This window comes from Frateuria sp. GZRe12, assembly GCF_051900535.1.
Taxonomy (GTDB): Bacteria; Pseudomonadota; Gammaproteobacteria; order Xanthomonadales; family Rhodanobacteraceae; genus Frateuria_A.
Genome location: NZ_JBHZGI010000002.1, coordinates 264,065 through 281,176, shown reverse-complemented (window position 1 = coordinate 281,176; position 17,112 = coordinate 264,065). Strand labels below are relative to the sequence as shown.

Here is a 17,112-nt window from a genome sequence, read left to right as displayed (position 1 = left end):
TTACCTATGAAAGCTGCTTCGTTCCTCCGATTCCTGACTACCGCTGTCGTGGTGGTGCTCGCCGTGCTGCTCGGCCACGCGTTGTGGAAGCACTACCTGTACGCGCCGTGGACGCGCGATGGCCGCGTGCGCGCCGAGGTGGTGCGCGTGGCGCCGGACGTGTCGGGGCTGGTCGATCGCGTGGCGGTGGCCGACAACCAGTCCGTGCACAAAGGCGACCTGCTGTTCGTGATCGACCAGGCGCGCTTCCGCAATGCGGTGGCACAGGCGCAGGCAAACCTCTCCGCCGCCGAGGCCGGCGCGCGCGCGGCCGGGGCCAGCATCTCGGCGGCGAAAGCCAGTGCCAGGGCGCGGCAGGAGCAGTACCGCATGTACGCGGCGCAGGCGCAGCGTCGCGAACAGATGGGCGACGTGATCTCGCGCGAGGCGCGCAGCGATGCCGCCGCCACCGCCAGCGCCGCCCGCGCCAGCTGGCAGCAGGCCCAGGCCGGCGGCAGCCAGGCCGGCGCGGCGCGCGAGCAGGCCGCGGCGGCGGTCGAGCAGGCGCAGGTGGCACTCGACCGCGCGCAGCTGGATCTGCAGCGCACCGAAGTGCGCGCGCCGGTCGACGGCTACGTCACCAACCTCGCCGTCCGCGTGGGCGACTACGCCGCCACCGGCACGCCACGGCTGGCGCTGATCGATGCGCACAGCTACTACCTGTACGGCTACTTCGAGGAAACCAAGCTGCCGCAGTTGCGTGTGGGTGATCCGGTCGACGTTCGGCTGATGGCCGGCGGCGTGCACCTGAAGGGCACCATCACCGGCATCGCGCATGGCATCACCGATCGCGACAACCCCGCCGGCGGCGACCTGCTGGCGGACGTCAACCCGACCTTCAACTGGGTGCGGCTGGCGCAGCGCGTGCCGGTGCGCGTCGCGATCGATACCGCGCGGCTGCCGCCGGGAATGGTGCTTGCGGCAGGGATGACCGCGACGATCGAGGTGCATCCGCGCGGGACGCGCTAGGGAGTTCCGGGCGAGCGCTTCCAATGCGGCGGGGCGTTGCCCCCGCTCCCCTCAGCGCAGAGGGCCGGGATGAGGCATCAAGGGCTTGCGAAAGACGTTGCGCGAAGCGGAACCGCTACCGCGAAGTGGCCAGCCGCGCCAGCCGCAACTCCAGCCACCGCTTCACGTCCGCCCACTCGCGCTCGAGGATCGAATAACACACCGTATCGCGCAGGCTTCCGTCCGGCCGACGCTTGTGCGCGCGCAACACGCCTTCGCGCTGCGCGCCGAGGCGCTCGATCGCCCGCTGCGAATCGAGGTTGCGCCCGTCGGTGTGGAACTCCACCGCCACGCGGCCCATGCGCTCGAACGCGTACTCCAGCAGCAAACGCTTGCAGGCGGTGTTGAGGTGGCTCTTCTGCCAGCGCTTCGCGTACCAGGTGTAGCCGATCGCCGCGCGCGGCGGATCGTCCACGAGATCGTAGAAGCGCGTGCTGCCAACCAGCTCGCCGGTGGCGCGCTCGCGGATCGCGAACGGCAGCATGCGGCCCTCGCGCTGCCCGGCCAGCGCCTTCTCCACGTATGCCGTCATCTGTCCCGGCGCCGGCACGGAGGTGAACCAGAGCCGCCACAGTTCACCGTCGGCCGCGGCAGCCTCCAGCGAAGGAATGTGTGCGGCATCGAGCGGTTCCAGGACGACGTGCGCGTCCTCCAGCACGGTCGGCGTCGGCATCAGGCGTCCAGGTCGGGGATCATCTTGCTCTCCAACCGCGCGATGGCGTCCTTGAGCAGCAGCTTGCGCTTCTTCAGTCGCGTCAGCTGCAATTCGTCGCGCGCGGGATGCGTGGCCATGTGGCTGATCGCCGCGTCAAGGTCACGGTGCTCCTGGCGCAACTCCGCCAGACGGCGGGCGATCTGGATGGGATCGGGGACCTGCATGGCGGGCGCGACGGCACGGGAATGAACGGGCCAACAGTGTAACGCCCGCGGGATGGCGCGGGCGGGCTTGGGTACAATGACGCCCATGTCCACCGTTCTTTCCGACCCCCGCGACGAACGCAAGCGGGCCCACGAGGCCGCGCGACTGGCGAAGCGGTTGCGCCGGCAGGTCGGCCAGGCCGTCGCCGATTTCCAGATGATCGAGGACGGCGACCGCATCATGGTGTGCCTGTCCGGCGGCAAGGATTCCTACACGCTGCTGGACATGCTGCTCTCGCTCAAGGCCAAGGCGCCGGTGCGCTTCGACCTGGTTGCGGTGAACCTCGACCAGAAGCAGCCCGGCTTCCCCGCGCACGTCTTGCCGGACTACCTGGCCGCGCGCGGCGTGCCTTTCCATGTGATCGAGCAGGACACCTACAGCACGGTCACCCGCGTGATCCCCGAGGGCAAGACGATGTGCAGCCTGTGCTCGCGGCTGCGTCGCGGGGCGCTGTACAAGTGGGCCGCGGAGAACGGCATCACGCGCATCGCGCTGGGCCACCACCGCGACGACATCCTGGCCACCTTCTTCCTCAACCTGTTCCACGGCGCCAGCCTCAAGGCGATGCCGCCAAAGCTGCGTTCGGACGATGGCTGCCACGTGGTGATCCGGCCGCTGGCCTACTGTCGCGAGAGCGACATCGCCGAATACGCGCGCGAGCGTGCCTTTCCGATCATCCCGTGCAACCTCTGCGGCTCGCAGGAAAACCTGCAGCGCAAGGCGATCGGCCGGATGCTCCGGGAGTGGGATGCCAACCACCCCGGCCGCTGCGAGACCATCTTCCGCGCGCTGGGCAACGTCGTGCCCTCGCAGCTGGCGGACCGCAACCTGTTCGACTTCGCCGCGCTGGGCGCGCGCGAAGGTGTCGCACGCGCCGATGCGCATGGCTGGCTGGCGGGCGAGCCGGCCGACGCGGCGTTCACTGATGCCGACGTCTAGACGTCCATACTTCCTTTCCCTTTCCACGCGAGTCTTTCAAGTGTCCCACTTCGCTAATGTTGAAATGGCCCCGGGCGATCCGATCCTGGGCCTTACCGAGGCCTACCTGGCCGACAAGCGCCCGAACAAAGTCAATCTGGGCGTGGGCATCTATGTCGACGAGCAGGGCCAGATCCCGTTGCTGCGCGCCGTGCGCGAGGTGGAGCAGTCGCTCGCCGCGCAAGCCAAGCCGCGCGGCTATCTGCCGATCGACGGTCTGGCCGCCTACGACCTGCTGACCCAGGAGCTGCTGTTCGGCGACGATTCCCCGCTGCTGGAGGCCGGTCGCGTGGCGACCGCACAGACCATCGGCGGCAGCGGTGCGCTGCGCGTGGGCGCGGACCTGCTCAAGAAAGTGCTGCCGCAGGCGCGCATCGCGATCAGCAGCCCCAGCTGGGAAAACCATCGCGTGGTGTTCGGCAACGCCGGCTTCGAGATCGTGGACTACCGCTACTACGACGCCGCCACCCACGGCCTGGATTTCGCCGGCATGCTGGAAGACCTCGGCAAGCTCGAGCCCGGCACCGTGGTGCTGCTGCACGCCTGCTGCCACAACCCCACCGGGGTGGACCTCGACGCGCAGCAGTGGCAGCAGGTGGTCGACCTGGTCAAGGCGCGCGACCTGCTGCCGTTCGTCGACATCGCCTACCAGGGTTTCGACGAGGGCATCGACGCCGACGCCACGGCGATCCGGCTGTTCGGCGCCTCCGGCATCGCCGCCTTCGTGGTGGCCAGTTCCTATTCCAAGTCCTTCTCGCTGTACGGCGAGCGCGTGGGCGCGCTGTCGATGGTCGGCGCCGACCGCGACGAGGCCGCGCGCCTGCGCGCCAAGATCAAGCAGACGATCCGCGCCAACTACTCCAGCCCCGCCACCCACGGTGGCGCCCTGGTCGCCGGCGTGCTCGGCAACCCCGAGCTGCGCGCGATGTGGGAAGCCGAACTGGCCGGCATGCGCGAGCGCATCCATGCGATGCGCGCGGGGCTCGTCGAGAAGCTGGCCGCGCACGGTGCGCCGCGGTTCGCCTTCATCCAGCAGCAGGCCGGCATGTTCTCCTACTCGGGCCTGTCCCGCGCGCAGGTCGACCGCCTGCGTGACGAGTACGGCATCTACGCGCTGGGCACCGGGCGCATCTGCGTGGCCGCACTCAACCGCGGCAACCTCGACTACGTGGCCGAGGCGGTGGCGGCGGTGAGCCGCTAGTCCCGATCTCTCGCGAGCCCTGCGACTTCGCAGCGCCACGCTCAGGGCAACGGTATCGGATAACCTCAACCGTTCGCCCTGGGCGATATCCTCCATTGTCCGCCCCGAGCGCAGGCCCGAAGGCCCGCAGTCGAAGGGCTGAAACCAACCTCAACCGTTCGTCCCGGCGCAGGCCGCAACGCCGAAGTCGAAGGGCCGCCAGGCCCCCGGGGCGAACTGTTCCCAACCGGATCTCCCATGTTCTTCCGCAACCTCACGCTGTTCCGCTTTTCCCCCGCCGTCGCCGAAGACCTCTCCCGCCTGGACGAAGCGCTCGGCGAGCACCGCCTGCGTCCGTGCGGCCCGCTGGAGCTTTTCACCAAGGGCTTCGTGCCGCCGATCGGCCGAGGCGAGGAAGCCGCGCTCACCCATGCGGTCAAGCATTGCACCTGGGTGTCCGTCGGCGGCGAGGACAAGCTGTTGCCGGCCGCCGTGGTCAACGATGAACTGCACCGCCGCGTGCAGAAGATCGCCGAGGAAGAAGGCCGCAAGGTCGGCGGTCGCGAACGCAAGCGCATGAAGGAAGACCTGCTCACCGAACTGCTGCCGCGCGCCTTCGTGCGCAACTCGCGCATGTCCGCCTACGTCGACCGCCAGCAGGGCTGGCTGGTGCTGGACACCTCCAGCCGCAAGTCGGCCGAGAACGCGCTGACCCAGATGCGCGAAGCCCTGGGCAGCTTCCCCGCAGTGCCGCTGGCGCCGGAAGAGGGCCCGCGCGTGCTGATGACCGACTGGCTCGCCAACGGCACGCTGCCGGCGGGCCTCGCGCTCGGCGACGAGGTCGAGCTGCGCGATCCGGGCAGCAACACCGGCGCCATCGCCAAATGCCGCCGGCAGGACCTGGAGAGCGAGGAGATCAAGGAACACCTGCGCAACGGCAAGCAGGTGTTCCAGTTGGGGCTGGTGTTCGACGACCGCATCAGCTTCGTGCTCGGCGAGGACCTGATCCTGCGCAAGCTCAAGCTGCTGGACGTGGTCACGGACGAACTGGCCGACAGCGCCCCGGACGCCGCCGCCGAGCTCGACGCCCGCTTCGCCCTGTTCACGCTCGAAGTGGAGCGCCTGCTGGGCAAGCTCGAAGAATGGTTCGGTCTGCCGCGTCCCAAGGATGCCTGATCGCTTCCGCTCCCTCTCCCCGTCGGAGGGGGCTGAGTGGGAGTGAGGGGCCGCGCTCGCGGTGGACTCCCGTAACGGCATGGCTCGTCCAGGCCCTCCCGCGGGCCCCGGCCCTCATCCGCCTCTTCGGGGCATCTTCCCCGGTGGGCAGACGGACCAGACCGAACCGTCAGCGCCAGGTGAACGCCGGCCCAAAATGGCGGTCTGGCGCCATCCAACCCTTTCCTCACACCCCCCGTTGCAAGGTTATGCTCTACCGACGGGCTCGGACCATGGCAGCAGAACTTCAAGGCGATTGGCTGGAACTGGCAACGGCAAGCGGCAGCACGATCCGCGTGCTCAAGGCCGCGCATCCGCGCGCGCGGCGCCTGCGCCTGACAGTCACGCCCAAGGGTGCCCGGGTGTCCTACCCCAACGGTACCCATCCCTCCCAGGTCAGCGCCTTCCTGCGCAGCCATGCCGATTGGCTGGAGCGCAAGCTCGACGAGCTCAACCTCATCGTCAAGCCGCTACCGCCGCTGCGCGTGGGGCACGCGACCGAATTTCCCTTGCGCGGCGAGATCGCCCTGCTGGATTGGGCCGAAGGCCCGTACCCGCGGGTGGAGTCGTTCGACGGCGGCCTGACCCTGGTGATTCCGCGTCCGCATACCCGCGCGCTGCCGGTGGCGCGCGGACTGCTCGCCTCGCACTTCGAGGCGCAGATGCGCCGCGACGTCTCGCGCTGGATGGCGGGCTACGTTCCGCAATTGGGCCTGGCGCCCACCTCGCTGCGCATCCGCCCGATGAAGAGCCTGTGGGGCAGCCTGGACACCCGCGACCGCATCAACCTGGATCTCGCCCTTGCGCTGGCCCCGCCCGCCGCGCTGCGCTACGTGCTGGCGCACGAGTTGTGCCACCTCAAGGTGCGCAGCCACGCACCGCGCTTCTGGGCGCTCGTCGCCACGCTGTTCCCGAACTGGCGCGAACAGCGCGACTGGCTGCGCGTCAACGGCGCCACGCTTAAGGCGGAACTGGACCGCCTCGTCGCCGACGTCGCCGATTAGCCATCGCCGCGGCTGCCCGGGAAGACGGGGCACGCGCGGCGCATTCTTTCGTCACCGCCTGGGTGGAAGGTCGTGTTCGACAAGGTCCTGGTCGTCTGCATCGGCAACATCTGCCGCAGTCCCACGGCGGAATACCTCCTGCGCGAACGGCTGCGCGGGCGGGCCACGACCGTCGATTCGGCCGGACTGGCGGCGCTCGAGGGAAAGCCGATCGACCCACTGGCCGGCGCTCTTCTTGCCGAGCGTGGCATCGACGCATCGCCCCACCGTGCGCGCCAACTGGACAAGGCGGCGATCGTCGCCGCCGACCTGATCCTGGTGATGGAGCGCGCCCACCTCGCCAGCCTCGCCAGGTACTCGCCACACGCGGTGGGGCGCGCCTTCCTGCTCGGGAAATGGCAGGGTGATCGCGACATCTCCGACCCCTACCGCAAGTCGCGCGACGCCTTCGAACATGCCTACCGGCTCATCGAAGAAGGCGTCGATGCATGGCAGAAACATCTTTGATGTTTTGAGGCGCACTGCACAATTCTGCTGCCTTGTTGGCCTGTCGCGTGCAGAATAGGGCCCGGCCGCTGCTCGGGGAGAGTCCAGGGCCGACTACGCGGCGTGAACTAACGGGGTAGGGTCATGGACCTGGATGCGCGCATTCTCGTCACCGGGCGGTGCGGCTGGGTGGGCGGCGCGGTGGTACGGCGCCTGTGGGCGGCCGGTTACGACAACATCCGCTTTCTGGGACCGGACGAGGTGAACCTCGCCCGGCCCGCGTCGGTGGATGCGTTCTTCTTTCGGCACCGGCCCGAATACGTGTTCCTCACCGCGGCGCGCGAAGGCGTCGCCGGCCGGCGCTCGGACGAGGCGGTCCGCGAAAGCCTTGCGGTGCAGGCCAACGTGATCCATGCCGCGTGGCGGACGGACGTGCGCAAGCTGTGTTTCCTGGCTTCGTCGAGCATCCATCCCGCCGGCGCGCTGCCGCCGCTGCGGGAAGGAGCGCTGCTGTCCGCGGCATTCCAGCCGGATGAAGACGGCGAGGCGTTCGCGCAGATAGCCGGCATCCGCATGTGCCAGGCGTACCGGCGGCAGTACCGCTTCGATGCGATCGGCGTGGTTCCGGCCGAGCTCTACGGACCGGGCGACAGCCCGGGCGCACAGGCCGGCGTGCTGCCGGCCGTGGTCCGCCGTCTCCATGAGGCGCACGCGGACGGCCTTTCGCAATTGGCGATCGATGGCGTGGCGACGCGGCCCTGGCTGCAGGTCGACGATTTCGCCGATGCGGCCTTGTTCCTGATGCGCCGTTACAGCAGCGACGTACCGGTCAACGTCGATGGCGGGGAGGAAGTTGCCTTTGCGGACGTGGCCCGCATGGCGGCCGACGCCATCGGCTACCGGGGGCGGCTAGTCAACCGGACGCGCGCGCCCGAGCCCACCGGAGCCATGCCCGAGGGCTTGCGCCTCAACGGCATGGGCTGGTCTCCCTGCATGCCGCTGCGCGACGGGGTCGAGCAGATGTGCGCGTGGCATCTGCAGGGAGCCGGCGCGCTGGTCGCTTAGGGCGAAACGCGCGCACGCTGCGCTCTTGCAAGGCATCATGTGTCTTTCGCGCGGTGGCCGCTCCCGGTCGGATGGGGAGCGGGGCCTATCTCGCTCGTTGGCATGCCTGCGGCCCGGTGCGGCAGGCCGGATGGAGAAGTGGATGGTTCCGGTGATTCTTTCGGGTGGCTCGGGTACGCGCCTGTGGCCGTTGTCGCGCGAGGCGTATCCCAAGCAGTTCCTGCCGCTGGCGGGTTCGGACACCATGCTGCAGGCGACCTGGCTGCGCATCGCGCCGCTGGCGTCGGCCGCCCCCATGGTGGTGGCCAACGAGGAGCACCGCTTCATGGTGGCCGAGCAATTGCGCCAGGTCGGCTGCGTGCCGTCGGCGATCCTGCTCGAACCGGTCGGGCGCAACACCGCGCCGGCGATCGCCGTGGCCGCGCTGCAGGCGACCGCCGAGGGCGCCGATCCGCTGCTGCTGGTGCTGCCCTCCGACCACGTGATCAAGGATGCGGCGGCATTCCAGGCCGCCGTGCGCCAGGCCGAGCCGATCGCGGCGCAGGGGCGGCTGGTGACCTTCGGCATCGTGCCGGACGCTCCGGAAACCGGCTATGGCTACATCCGCGCCGGCGCCGAGGTGGGCGGGGGCGTGCGCCAGGTAGCGCAGTTCGTGGAGAAGCCGGACGCGGCCACGGCGCAGCGGTACGTCGCCTCGGGCGAGTACGTGTGGAACAGCGGGATGTTCCTGTTCCGCGCGTCGGTGTTCCTGGCCGAGCTCGAGCGCCAGCAGCCGGCCATCCTGGCGGCATGCCGTGCCGCGATCGACGGTGCCGCGCGCGATGCCGATTTCGTGCGGCTGGACAAGGCCGCCTTCGCCGCGTGCCCCTCCGACTCGATCGACTACGCGGTGATGGAACACACCGACGCCGCCGCCGTGCTGCCCATCAATGTCGGGTGGAATGATCTCGGCAGCTGGTCGGCGCTGTGGGAAGTGGCCGAGCAGGACGGCGACGGCAACGCGCACCACGGCGACGTGGTGGCGCAGGATTGCCGCAACACGCTGGCCTGGGGCGAGGGCCGCCTGGTCGCGTTGCTGGGACTAAAGGACGTGGTGGTGGTCGACACCGCCGACGCCGTGCTGGTCGCGCACAAGGACCGGGTGCAGGACGTCAAGGGCATCGTCGCGCGGCTCAAGTCGCAAGGTCGCGGCGAGCCGGCCAGCCACCGCAAGGTGTATCGCCCCTGGGGCAGCTACGACTCGATCGACGTGGGCGAGCGGTTCCAGGTCAAGCGCATCACGGTCAATCCGGGCGCTTCCCTGAGCCTGCAGATGCACCACCATCGTGCCGAGCATTGGGTGGTGGTCAGTGGCACCGGCCGCATCACCCGCGGAGACGAGGTACTCACGCTGACCGAAAACCAGAGCACCTACATCCCGCTGGGCGTGAGGCACCGGCTTGAGAATCCCGGCCGCCTGCCGCTCGAGCTGATCGAGGTGCAGTCCGGCAGCTACCTGGGCGAAGACGACATCGTGCGTTTCGAGGATGCGTACGGCCGGGGCTGAGCCCGGCGTGTGTCTCTCCACGGGGTGGAACGGCCGGTGGGGCTGCCTGGCGACAACACTCGATCAGCGCCGCCCGGCCGCCTCCGGCGGTGAGCGTTCGAAGCTTCCCGCGTCGCCCGGAAAGACCACCGGGCTTTCGTATCCGTCGGCGGACACCGACGACACGCCGAAGAACCAGTCGTCGATCACCACATCCCCGAGCACCGCGTGGTCCACGTCGCCCACCGCGCGCGCGTGCTGCCACCGCGGTGCGGTGGTGTCGCGCCAGTGCACGCGATAGCCGGCCGCGCCAGGCACCTTGCGCCAGCTCACCGTGGTGTCGGTGGCCAGCGCACCCTTGATGTCCACGCCGGCGGGTGGCGCGGGCGCGCGGGCCAGGCTCGCCATCGTGACCGCGTCGAGCGCGGTGACGCGCGCGAGGTAACGGAAGTCGATGCCGTCGATGGTGTCGCCATAGCCGGGACGCAGGTCCTGGTGCTGGCGGGCGTAGTCCTCGTGGCCCTCGGTTATGCGCACCGCCGGAAAGCCCGCCTGCAGGAACGGCACCTGGTCGCCGCCGCGGCCGTAGCGGTCGGTGCGATAGACCATGCGCACATGGAAGTCCGCCAGGTACGCGTCGGCCAGGCGGTCCATGAGGCGGGCCAGGTTGCGCGAGGGCGAATCGACTTCGCCACCGTGGTAGCGGCGATAGGCGGCCTGCGTCAGCGTCTCGTTGCTTTTGGTGCCCTCGGAAAACACGCGCACCACGGTGTTGTCGCGCACGCCGTTCTGGCCGCGGCTTTTGCCGACGATGTCGTTGTTGAGCTGGGCTTCCACGCGCCAGCCGTGCGCCACCGCGTACTCGGCCAGCACCTTGCCGCCGTACAGGCCCTGCTCCTCGCCGGAGAGCGCGGCGAAGATCAGGGTGGCGCGGTTGTCCTGGGTCGACAGCAGCCGCGCGGCCTCGATCAGCGCGGCGACGCCCGAAGCGTCGTCGTTGGCGCCGGGCGCGTCGTGGGTGGCGTCCATGACGTCGGTGACGCGCGAATCGAGGTGCCCGGTGATCACGATCACGCGGTCCGGGTCGGCGCTGCCACGCTTGATGGCGACCACGTCCATGACCTCCACCGGCTTCGGCGCGCGTTCGCCGGTGAATGTCTGCGAGGGCGTGATGATCTCAAGGCAGCCGCCACAGTCATGGCTGATGCGTTCGAATCGCGCCTTGACCCAGCGCCGCGCCGCACCGATGCCGCGGTTGTCCGAGCGGGTGTCCGACAGCGTGTGGCGGGTGCCGAAGCCGACCAGCGCGGTGATCGTGGCGCGCAGTTCCTGTTCGCTGGGGGCGCTGGCCAGCGCGTGCAGCTCAGGATGCTCTACCGGCAGCGCCGGCGGCTTGGCGAGCGCGGCGGTGGCGAGGGAGAGCAGGGCGGCGAGCAGCAGGCGGTGGCGGGAAAACATGGCATGCATCCACTTCGAAAGCACCTACCTTACAAGCCACGGCACACCTGCAGGAGCCCACGTGTGGGCGATGAACGGCCGCCAGGGGAATCGCCCGCAAGCGGGCTCCTTCCATCCTCGGCAATCACGATATGAAAGGCTTTACACATATATCTATTGCGCGTAAATCTGGCCCGTCCAGACTTCCACCGTCGCAACCGCGACGATCCTTCTGGAGACCGTCATGAAACCTTCCACCTGCCTGTCCGCCGCCATCCTGGCTGCTGCCTTTGCCGCGGCGACCCCCACGATGGCCGCGGCGACTCCCGCGATGGCCATGCAGACCCAAAGCCCGGCGTCCGCCGTGCCCGCCGCGCCCAAGCTCGACGCCGCGATGCGCTCGCTCTGGCACGGCCATGCCGTGCATACCCGCGACTACGCGCTGGCCGTGCACGCGCATGACAGCGCCAAGGCCAAGGCCGCGGCTGACGCAGTGGTCGCCAACGCCAAGCAGATCGCCGATGCGGTCGGGGGCTTCTACGGCAAGCCGGCCGGGGCCCGCATGCTCGAGTTGCTCGCCGGTCACTGGGGCGGCGTGAAGGCGCTGACCGATGCGCGCGCCGCCAACGACTCCGCCGGCGAGCAAAAGGCCATGGCCGACCTGCAGTCGAACGTCACGGCGATCGCCCAGTTCCTCTCCGGCGCCAACCCGAACCTGCCGGAAAATGCCGTGCAGGGCCTGATGGCCACGCACGTCGCGCACCACGCTACCCAGATCCAGCAGATCATGGCCGGCGACATGAAGGGCGAGCAGTCCACCTGGCAGGCCATCCAGGCGCACATGGACGTGATCTCCGACGCGCTGGCCGGTGCGATCGCCAAACAGTTCCCCGCCAAGGCCGCCTGAGCATGAGCGCGCTCGCACGGCTCGGTGCCACCCAGCAGCGCCTGCTGCGCCAGTTATTGATGGCGCCGGAGGGCTGTTCGGTGGAGGAGCTGTGCGAGCGCCTGCGCATCAGCCACAACGCGGTACGCCAGCACTTGAGCACCATGCTCGCGCGCAACTACGTCGAACGCGGGCAGGCGCGCGCCACCGGCGGCCGGCCGCAGGCACGCTTCCGCCTGACCGAGAACGGGCGCGGGCTGTTCCCGCGCAATTACGGCCTGCTCAGCACGGCGCTGCTGGGCAAGCTGCGCGAGCGCTACGGGCCGGCCGCGCTGGAGGAGATGCTGCAGGACCTGGGTCGCACGCTGGGTGGCCATGAGGTGCCGCTGCCGCCTGAAGCGAGCCACGACGACGTCGTGCAGCGGCTGGCCAGCCAGCTCGACGCGCTCGGCTACGAGGCGGTGGTCGCGAAGCATGGCCAGGAGCCGCAGGTCGAGGCTTTCAATTGCGTGTTCCACGCGATGGCCCGCAGCGTGCCGCAAGTCTGCAAGTTCGACCTGGCTTACATGGAAGCGGCCAGTGGACGGCGCATTCACCACATGGAATGCATCGTGCGTGGCGGCCACGTGTGCCGGTTCCGCATCGGCGCCCCGCTGGGCAAGCCGCACGGCGACTGAGCGCTCGCGCGGCACCGTGCCACACCTGCGCCCGGGCCCTCGCATGGGACCATGCATAACCGCGTCGGACCCGGAATCCATAGGCTGAGGATGAAACGCTCGCGCACGCATCGGTGGATCGGTTGGCTGGGGATGCTTGCCATCGCCCTGACCATCGCCATGCCGGTGATCGCGCGCCTGTCGCCCCTGCCGGGCACGCCAATGGGCATGGCCGGCATGGCTGCGGGCGACATGCACGATGGCCATCGCGATCCGCCGGCCGCGCCCGGCGTGCCGGTGATCACCCGCTGCGGCTATTGCGACCTGCTCGGGCACATGCCCGTGCTGCTGGCCGTCGCCAGCCTGCCGGTCCTCGCGCCACTGCCGCCGGCCCGGTCGGGCCCGGCGGTTCCCTCGCCGTGTTGGAGCGCGCGCGTGGTTCTGGCCGCCGCGCCACGCGGCCCGCCAGGCGACCTGCCCGCGTAATCCGCCGCGCGCCGCGACCGCCTCGCGCGCGCCACTGGCACGGCTGACGTCAGCGGGCGACGTACCGCTTGCCGTTTCGGCTGCAATCTCCTTTCCACGGCGGGCGCGTCGATCGCGCCGCCGAGACCCAGGACGGTTTCCATGCACATGATTTCCCGTTTCGCCCCCGCGCGCCTGCGCCCCACGCGCGCCCCGCTGCTGGCCATTGCCGCGCTGGCCGTCGCCCCGACGCTGGCGAGCGCCTGCTCCACCTGCGGTTGCTCGCTCAATTCGGACTGGTCCAGCCAGGGCTACGCCATCACCCGTGGCTGGCACCTGGGCCTGCGCCAGGACTATTTCGACCAAGACCAGCTGTACCACGGCACTAACCGGGTCAGCCTGGGTTCGTTCTCGTTTCCCACGGACGAGGAAGTGCAGCTCAGGACCATCAACCGCAACACGCTGCTCAGCGCTGACTACAACCTGTCCCGCTATTGGGGCGTGTCGTTCCAGTTGCCCTACGAGAGCCGCTATCACCAGACGATCGCCGAGGGCGACACCGCGGTGTCCACCTCCGACGCCAACGGCATCGGCGACCTGCGCGTGGTGGCTCGCTACCAGGGCCTGAGCCCGGACGCGGGGCTGGGCCTGCAGTTCGGCCTGAAGCTGGCGACCGGCCGGTTCCGGCAGGCCTTCGAAGCCGGCCCGCAGGCCGGCGAGCTGCTCGACCGCGGCCTGCAGCTGGGCACCGGCACCACCGACGCGCTGGTCGGCTTCTACAAGTTCGGCAATCTCGGCCAGTCCGTCGGTTACTTCGCGCAGGCGATGGCGGAGGTGCCGCTGAACGCCCGCGGCGGATTCCGCCCCGGCAACTCGATCAACGCCAACTTTGGGCTGCGCTATCTCGCGGCCGGGCGCTTCACCCCGCAGCTGCAGATCAACCTGCACAGCGAGCGGCGCGAGAGCGGCCGCGAGGCCGACCGGGCCAACAGCGGCGCGACCTACGCGTATCTCAGTCCCGGCCTAGGGGTGAAGCTGGGACGGCGGCTGGAGGCCTATGCCTTCGTCCAGCTGCCGATCTGGCGGCGCGTGAACGGGCTGCAGCTGGAGCCGGGGCGGCTGTGGTCGTTGGGCCTGACTTACCGGCTCTGACCTATCGGCTCGAGCGGGTGGGTGGCGCAGGCCCCGGTGCACCCGGCCTCGCGTTGCTCACCCGCCGGGCCTTGCCGGCGATGCATCGAGCAGCGGGCGCACCAGGTCGAGCGGCAGCGGGAACACCACCGTGGAGGACTTGCCGCTGGTGGACATGTCCGCCAGCGTCTGCAGGTAGCGCAGCTGCAAGGCCTGCGGTTGCTGCGCCAGCGTCGCCGCCGCGTCGCGCAGCTTTTCCGCCGCCTGCAGCTCGCCTTCGGCGTGGATGACCTTGGCGCGGCGCTCGCGCTCGGCCTCGGCCTGGCGCGCGATCGCACGCACCATCGTCTCGTTGAGGTCGACGTCTTTGATCTCGACTGTGGCCACCTTGATGCCCCATGGGTCGGTCGCCTGGTCGAGGATCACCTGCAGGGTCTGGTTGATCGAGTCGCGCTGGGACAGGATCTCGTCCAGCTCGTGCTGGCCCAGCACCGAGCGCAGCCGCGTCTGCGCCAGCTGGCTGGTTGCCTGCAGGAAGTTCTCCACCTGCAGCACCGACTTGTCCGGCTCCACCACGCGGAAGTAGACCACCGCGTTGACGCGCACCGACACGTTGTCGCGCGAGATCACGTCCTGCGGCGGCACGTCCAGCACCGTGGTGCGCAGGTCCACGCGGAACATCCGCTGCGCCACCGGCACCAGCAGCACCAGGCCGGGCCCCTTGGTGGCGGTGTAGCGCCCGAGGGTCAGCACCACGCCGCGCTGGTACTCGGGCAACACCTTGACCGAGGCGAACAGAAGCAGGACCGCGAGCACCACCAATACGCCGATGAATCCGAACATGGCCGTTCTCCGTGGATGGAGGCCTGACCTCCGTCAGGCCGGTTCGACCCAGAGCAGCAATCCTTCGCGCCGTACCACGCGCACCGTCGCGCCGGCCGGAAGCGCGCTGCTGCAGCGCACGTGCCAGCGCTCGCCGCGCACCAGGGCCCAGCCTTCGCCGGTGGCATCGAGCGGTGCCAGCAACACGGCCAGGTCGGCCGCCATCGCCGGATCGCCGATGCGCTGTTGCGGTCGCCGCGAGCGCAGCACCAGCCAGACCAGGCCCGCCAGCGACGCGCCGGCGCCCAGCGCCATGCCCGCGATGACGCCGAGGTTCACGCCGTAGCCGGGCACCGCCTCGTTCATCAGCATCACCGAACCGATGACGAAGGCGACCAGCCCGCCGGCGCCGAGCGCGCCCACGGTGGGATTGACCGCCTCGGTTGCGAGCAGGCCCAGGCCGAGCGCCATCAGCGCCAGCCCGGCGTAGTTCACCGGCAGCAACTGCAACGCGTACAGGCCCACGAGCAGGCAGATGCCGCCGGCGATGCCGGGCAGCAGCGCGCCCGGATGCAGGGCTTCCAGCACCAGCCCATAGATGCCGGCGAGCAACAGCAGGTACGCCACCGTGGGCTCGGTGATGACCCCGAGGAAGCGCGTGCGCGCGCCGGGTGGATAGTCACGCACCACGACCCCGCGCAGGCGCAGCGTGGCGGACCGGTTGCCGACCTGCACCACGCGGCCGTCGGCCTTGGCCAGCAGGTCGGCGACATCGTTGGCGACGAAGTCGATCACCTGCCGCCGCGCCGCTTCGGACGCGGTGAGCGTGGCCGCGCCGCGGACCGCCTGTTCGGCCCATGCCGCGTTGCGCCCGCGCAACTGCGCCAGCGTGCGCAGGTAGGCGATCGAGTCGTTGAGTACCTTGGTCGCCTCGGCGTCCTGGTCACCGTCCGCGCGATGCGGCGCGGTGCCGGCCGCAGCGGGTCCGGCGAGCGGCCGGGTCGTGTGTCCGCCGAGCTGCACCGGGGTGGCGGCGCCTACGTGCGTCGCCGGCGCCATCGCGGCGACCTGACCGGCGTACAGGATGTACGTCCCCGCCGAGGCCGCCCGCGCGCCCTCCGGGGCGACGAACACCAGCACCGGCACCCTGCTCGCGAGCATGCCGGCGATGATCTGCCGCATCGCCCCGGCGAGGCCGCCGGGGGTGTCCAGCCGCAGCACGATCGCCACCGCGCCATCGGCGGTGGCGCGTCGCGCGGCGTCGTCGAAATACTCGGCGGCGGCGGGGCCGATCGCCCCGTCCAGCGTGAGCTGCGCCACCATGGCCGGCGCGTGCCCGCCGGGCGCCGTGTCGGCGCAGAGCGGCCATGCCGCCGCCAGGCAGACCACCGCAGCCCATCGCCGCCAGCACACCATGGCCCGACCCTCCGCCGGAACCCCGATGCGATCACTCTACGCCGACGGGGATCAAGGCGCCGCCGCGCCCACGACGCCGGGCGGGTGGCCCGATCAGGACGTGCGCAGGGTGGCGGCGTGGGCGCGCCGGACCGCTTCGCCGCCGCGTGCCGCCCTCACCATTGCGTGCGGCCAGGCAGCAGCCCTTTCAGTTCCGCATCGGTGAGGTTGCGCCACTGGCCCGGCTTCAGGCGACCCAGTTGGATATTGACGATGCGCACGCGCCGCAGCTGGGTCACCCGGTAGCCGAACGCGGCCGCCATCAGGCGGATCTGCCGGTTCAGCCCCTGCGTGAGCACGATGCCGAAACCGAACCGGGCGATCTTGCGCACCTTGCACGGCAGCGTCATCTGTCCGTGGATGCGCACGCCGCGCGCCATGCCGGCCAGGAACGCATCGGTCACCGGGTTGTTCACCCCGACCAGGTATTCCTTCTCGTGCCGGTTCTCCGCGCGAAGGATCTCGTTGACGATGTCGCCGTTGCTGGTGAGCAGGATCAGCCCTTCGGAATCCTTGTCCAGCCGCCCGATCGGAAACACCCGCTGCGGATGGTCGACGAAGTCGACGATGTTGCCGGCGACGCTCCGGTCGGTGGTGCAGGTGATGCCGACCGGCTTGTTCAACGCGATGTAGATGGCCTTCTTGGCCGCCGGCGTGGCGGCCAGCACGCGCATGCGCACGACCTCGTCGTCGACCCGTACCTCGTCGCCTTCCAGGGCCTTGGCGCCGGTGCCGACGACCTCGCCGTTGATGGTGACGCGCCCGGCCGCGAGCCACTCGTCCGCCTCGCGGCGCGAGCACAGTCCGGCCTCGCTGATGTATTTGTTGACGCGCATCGCAG

18 protein-coding genes are annotated in these 17,112 nt (G+C 69.9%); 12 read left to right on the top strand and 6 right to left on the bottom strand.

Features of this window, described 5'->3' with window-relative positions:
- Positions 1-6 precede the first annotated feature (6 nt).
- Positions 7-1,008, top strand: coding sequence for a biotin/lipoyl-binding protein (locus ACFWZ4_RS07030; RefSeq protein WP_439704017.1), 1,002 nt, complete (start codon positions 7-9; stop codon positions 1,006-1,008).
- 115 nt (positions 1,009-1,123) lie between these two features.
- Here the strand turns inward: ACFWZ4_RS07030 and ACFWZ4_RS07025 are convergent, their stop codons facing one another.
- A complete protein-coding gene (locus ACFWZ4_RS07025) occupies positions 1,124-1,720 on the bottom strand; it encodes a GNAT family N-acetyltransferase (protein ID WP_439704016.1) in 597 nt (198 codons plus the stop codon).
- Positions 1,720-1,926, bottom strand: coding sequence for a YdcH family protein (locus tag ACFWZ4_RS07020; protein ID WP_231322986.1), 207 nt, complete (start codon positions 1,924-1,926; stop codon positions 1,720-1,722). The genes ACFWZ4_RS07025 and ACFWZ4_RS07020 overlap by 1 nt, the downstream gene beginning before the upstream one ends.
- Positions 1,927-2,002: 76 nt before the next feature.
- On the opposite strand from ACFWZ4_RS07020, the gene ttcA reads away from it, so the two are divergent.
- The 7 genes from ttcA (at position 2,003) to ACFWZ4_RS06985 (ending at position 9,440) form a co-directional block, all read left to right on the top strand.
- Positions 2,003-2,905 carry a tRNA 2-thiocytidine(32) synthetase TtcA gene (gene ttcA / locus ACFWZ4_RS07015; protein WP_439704015.1) on the top strand — a complete coding sequence of 301 codons (903 nt, stop codon included), beginning with the start codon at positions 2,003-2,005 and terminating at the stop codon, positions 2,903-2,905.
- Positions 2,906-2,945: 40 nt separating this feature from the next.
- Positions 2,946-4,145 (top strand): aromatic amino acid transaminase, encoded by a 1,200-nt coding sequence (locus ACFWZ4_RS07010; RefSeq protein WP_439704014.1) that lies wholly within the window; start codon positions 2,946-2,948, stop codon positions 4,143-4,145.
- A gap of 237 nt (positions 4,146-4,382) precedes the next feature.
- Positions 4,383-5,300 (top strand): recombination-associated protein RdgC, encoded by a 918-nt coding sequence (locus tag ACFWZ4_RS07005; RefSeq protein WP_439704013.1) that lies wholly within the window; start codon positions 4,383-4,385, stop codon positions 5,298-5,300.
- Between the two features lie 272 nt (positions 5,301-5,572).
- Positions 5,573-6,343 carry a M48 family metallopeptidase gene (locus ACFWZ4_RS07000; RefSeq protein WP_439704012.1) on the top strand — a complete coding sequence of 257 codons (771 nt, stop codon included), beginning with the start codon at positions 5,573-5,575 and terminating at the stop codon, positions 6,341-6,343.
- A gap of 72 nt (positions 6,344-6,415) precedes the next feature.
- On the top strand, positions 6,416-6,850 hold the full coding sequence (locus ACFWZ4_RS06995) for a low molecular weight protein-tyrosine-phosphatase (RefSeq protein ID WP_439704011.1): 435 nt from the start codon (positions 6,416-6,418) through the stop codon (positions 6,848-6,850).
- A gap of 123 nt (positions 6,851-6,973) precedes the next feature.
- Positions 6,974-7,894, top strand: coding sequence for an NAD-dependent epimerase/dehydratase family protein (locus ACFWZ4_RS06990; RefSeq protein ID WP_439704010.1), 921 nt, complete (start codon positions 6,974-6,976; stop codon positions 7,892-7,894).
- 142 nt (positions 7,895-8,036) lie between these two features.
- Positions 8,037-9,440, top strand: a complete 1,404-nt coding sequence (locus tag ACFWZ4_RS06985) for a mannose-1-phosphate guanylyltransferase/mannose-6-phosphate isomerase (protein WP_439704009.1) — start codon at positions 8,037-8,039, stop codon at positions 9,438-9,440.
- A 63-nt stretch (positions 9,441-9,503) separates the two neighbouring features.
- On the opposite strand, the gene ACFWZ4_RS06980 is transcribed toward ACFWZ4_RS06985, so the two are convergent.
- Positions 9,504-10,877: a M20/M25/M40 family metallo-hydrolase gene (locus tag ACFWZ4_RS06980; RefSeq protein ID WP_439704008.1), complete on the bottom strand. Its 1,374-nt coding sequence runs from the start codon at positions 10,875-10,877 to the stop codon at positions 9,504-9,506.
- A 223-nt stretch (positions 10,878-11,100) separates the two neighbouring features.
- On the opposite strand from ACFWZ4_RS06980, the gene ACFWZ4_RS06975 reads away from it, so the two are divergent.
- The 4 genes from ACFWZ4_RS06975 to ACFWZ4_RS06960 all read left to right on the top strand — a co-directional run bounded on the left by ACFWZ4_RS06975 (position 11,101) and on the right by ACFWZ4_RS06960 (position 14,015).
- Positions 11,101-11,763 carry a hypothetical protein gene (locus tag ACFWZ4_RS06975; protein ID WP_439704007.1) on the top strand — a complete coding sequence of 221 codons (663 nt, stop codon included), beginning with the start codon at positions 11,101-11,103 and terminating at the stop codon, positions 11,761-11,763.
- A gap of 2 nt (positions 11,764-11,765) precedes the next feature.
- Positions 11,766-12,419: a helix-turn-helix transcriptional regulator gene (locus ACFWZ4_RS06970; protein ID WP_439704006.1), complete on the top strand. Its 654-nt coding sequence runs from the start codon at positions 11,766-11,768 to the stop codon at positions 12,417-12,419.
- A gap of 90 nt (positions 12,420-12,509) precedes the next feature.
- The gene (locus ACFWZ4_RS06965) at positions 12,510-12,884 is read left to right on the top strand and encodes a DUF2946 domain-containing protein (RefSeq protein ID WP_439704005.1); all 375 of its coding nucleotides are present in this window, start codon (positions 12,510-12,512) and stop codon (positions 12,882-12,884) included.
- Between the two features lie 141 nt (positions 12,885-13,025).
- On the top strand, positions 13,026-14,015 hold the full coding sequence (locus ACFWZ4_RS06960; protein ID WP_439704004.1) for a hypothetical protein: 990 nt from the start codon (positions 13,026-13,028) through the stop codon (positions 14,013-14,015).
- Positions 14,016-14,072: 57 nt separating this feature from the next.
- Here the strand turns inward: ACFWZ4_RS06960 and ACFWZ4_RS06955 are convergent, their stop codons facing one another.
- From ACFWZ4_RS06955 to ACFWZ4_RS06945, 3 genes are all read right to left on the bottom strand, one after another.
- Positions 14,073-14,837: a slipin family protein gene (locus tag ACFWZ4_RS06955; RefSeq protein ID WP_439704003.1), complete on the bottom strand. Its 765-nt coding sequence runs from the start codon at positions 14,835-14,837 to the stop codon at positions 14,073-14,075.
- Between the two features lie 33 nt (positions 14,838-14,870).
- Positions 14,871-16,232 (bottom strand): NfeD family protein, encoded by a 1,362-nt coding sequence (locus ACFWZ4_RS06950; protein WP_439704002.1) that lies wholly within the window; start codon positions 16,230-16,232, stop codon positions 14,871-14,873.
- Between the two features lie 155 nt (positions 16,233-16,387).
- Positions 16,388-17,107, bottom strand: coding sequence for a pseudouridine synthase (locus ACFWZ4_RS06945; protein ID WP_439704001.1), 720 nt, complete (start codon positions 17,105-17,107; stop codon positions 16,388-16,390).
- Positions 17,108-17,112 lie beyond the last annotated feature (5 nt).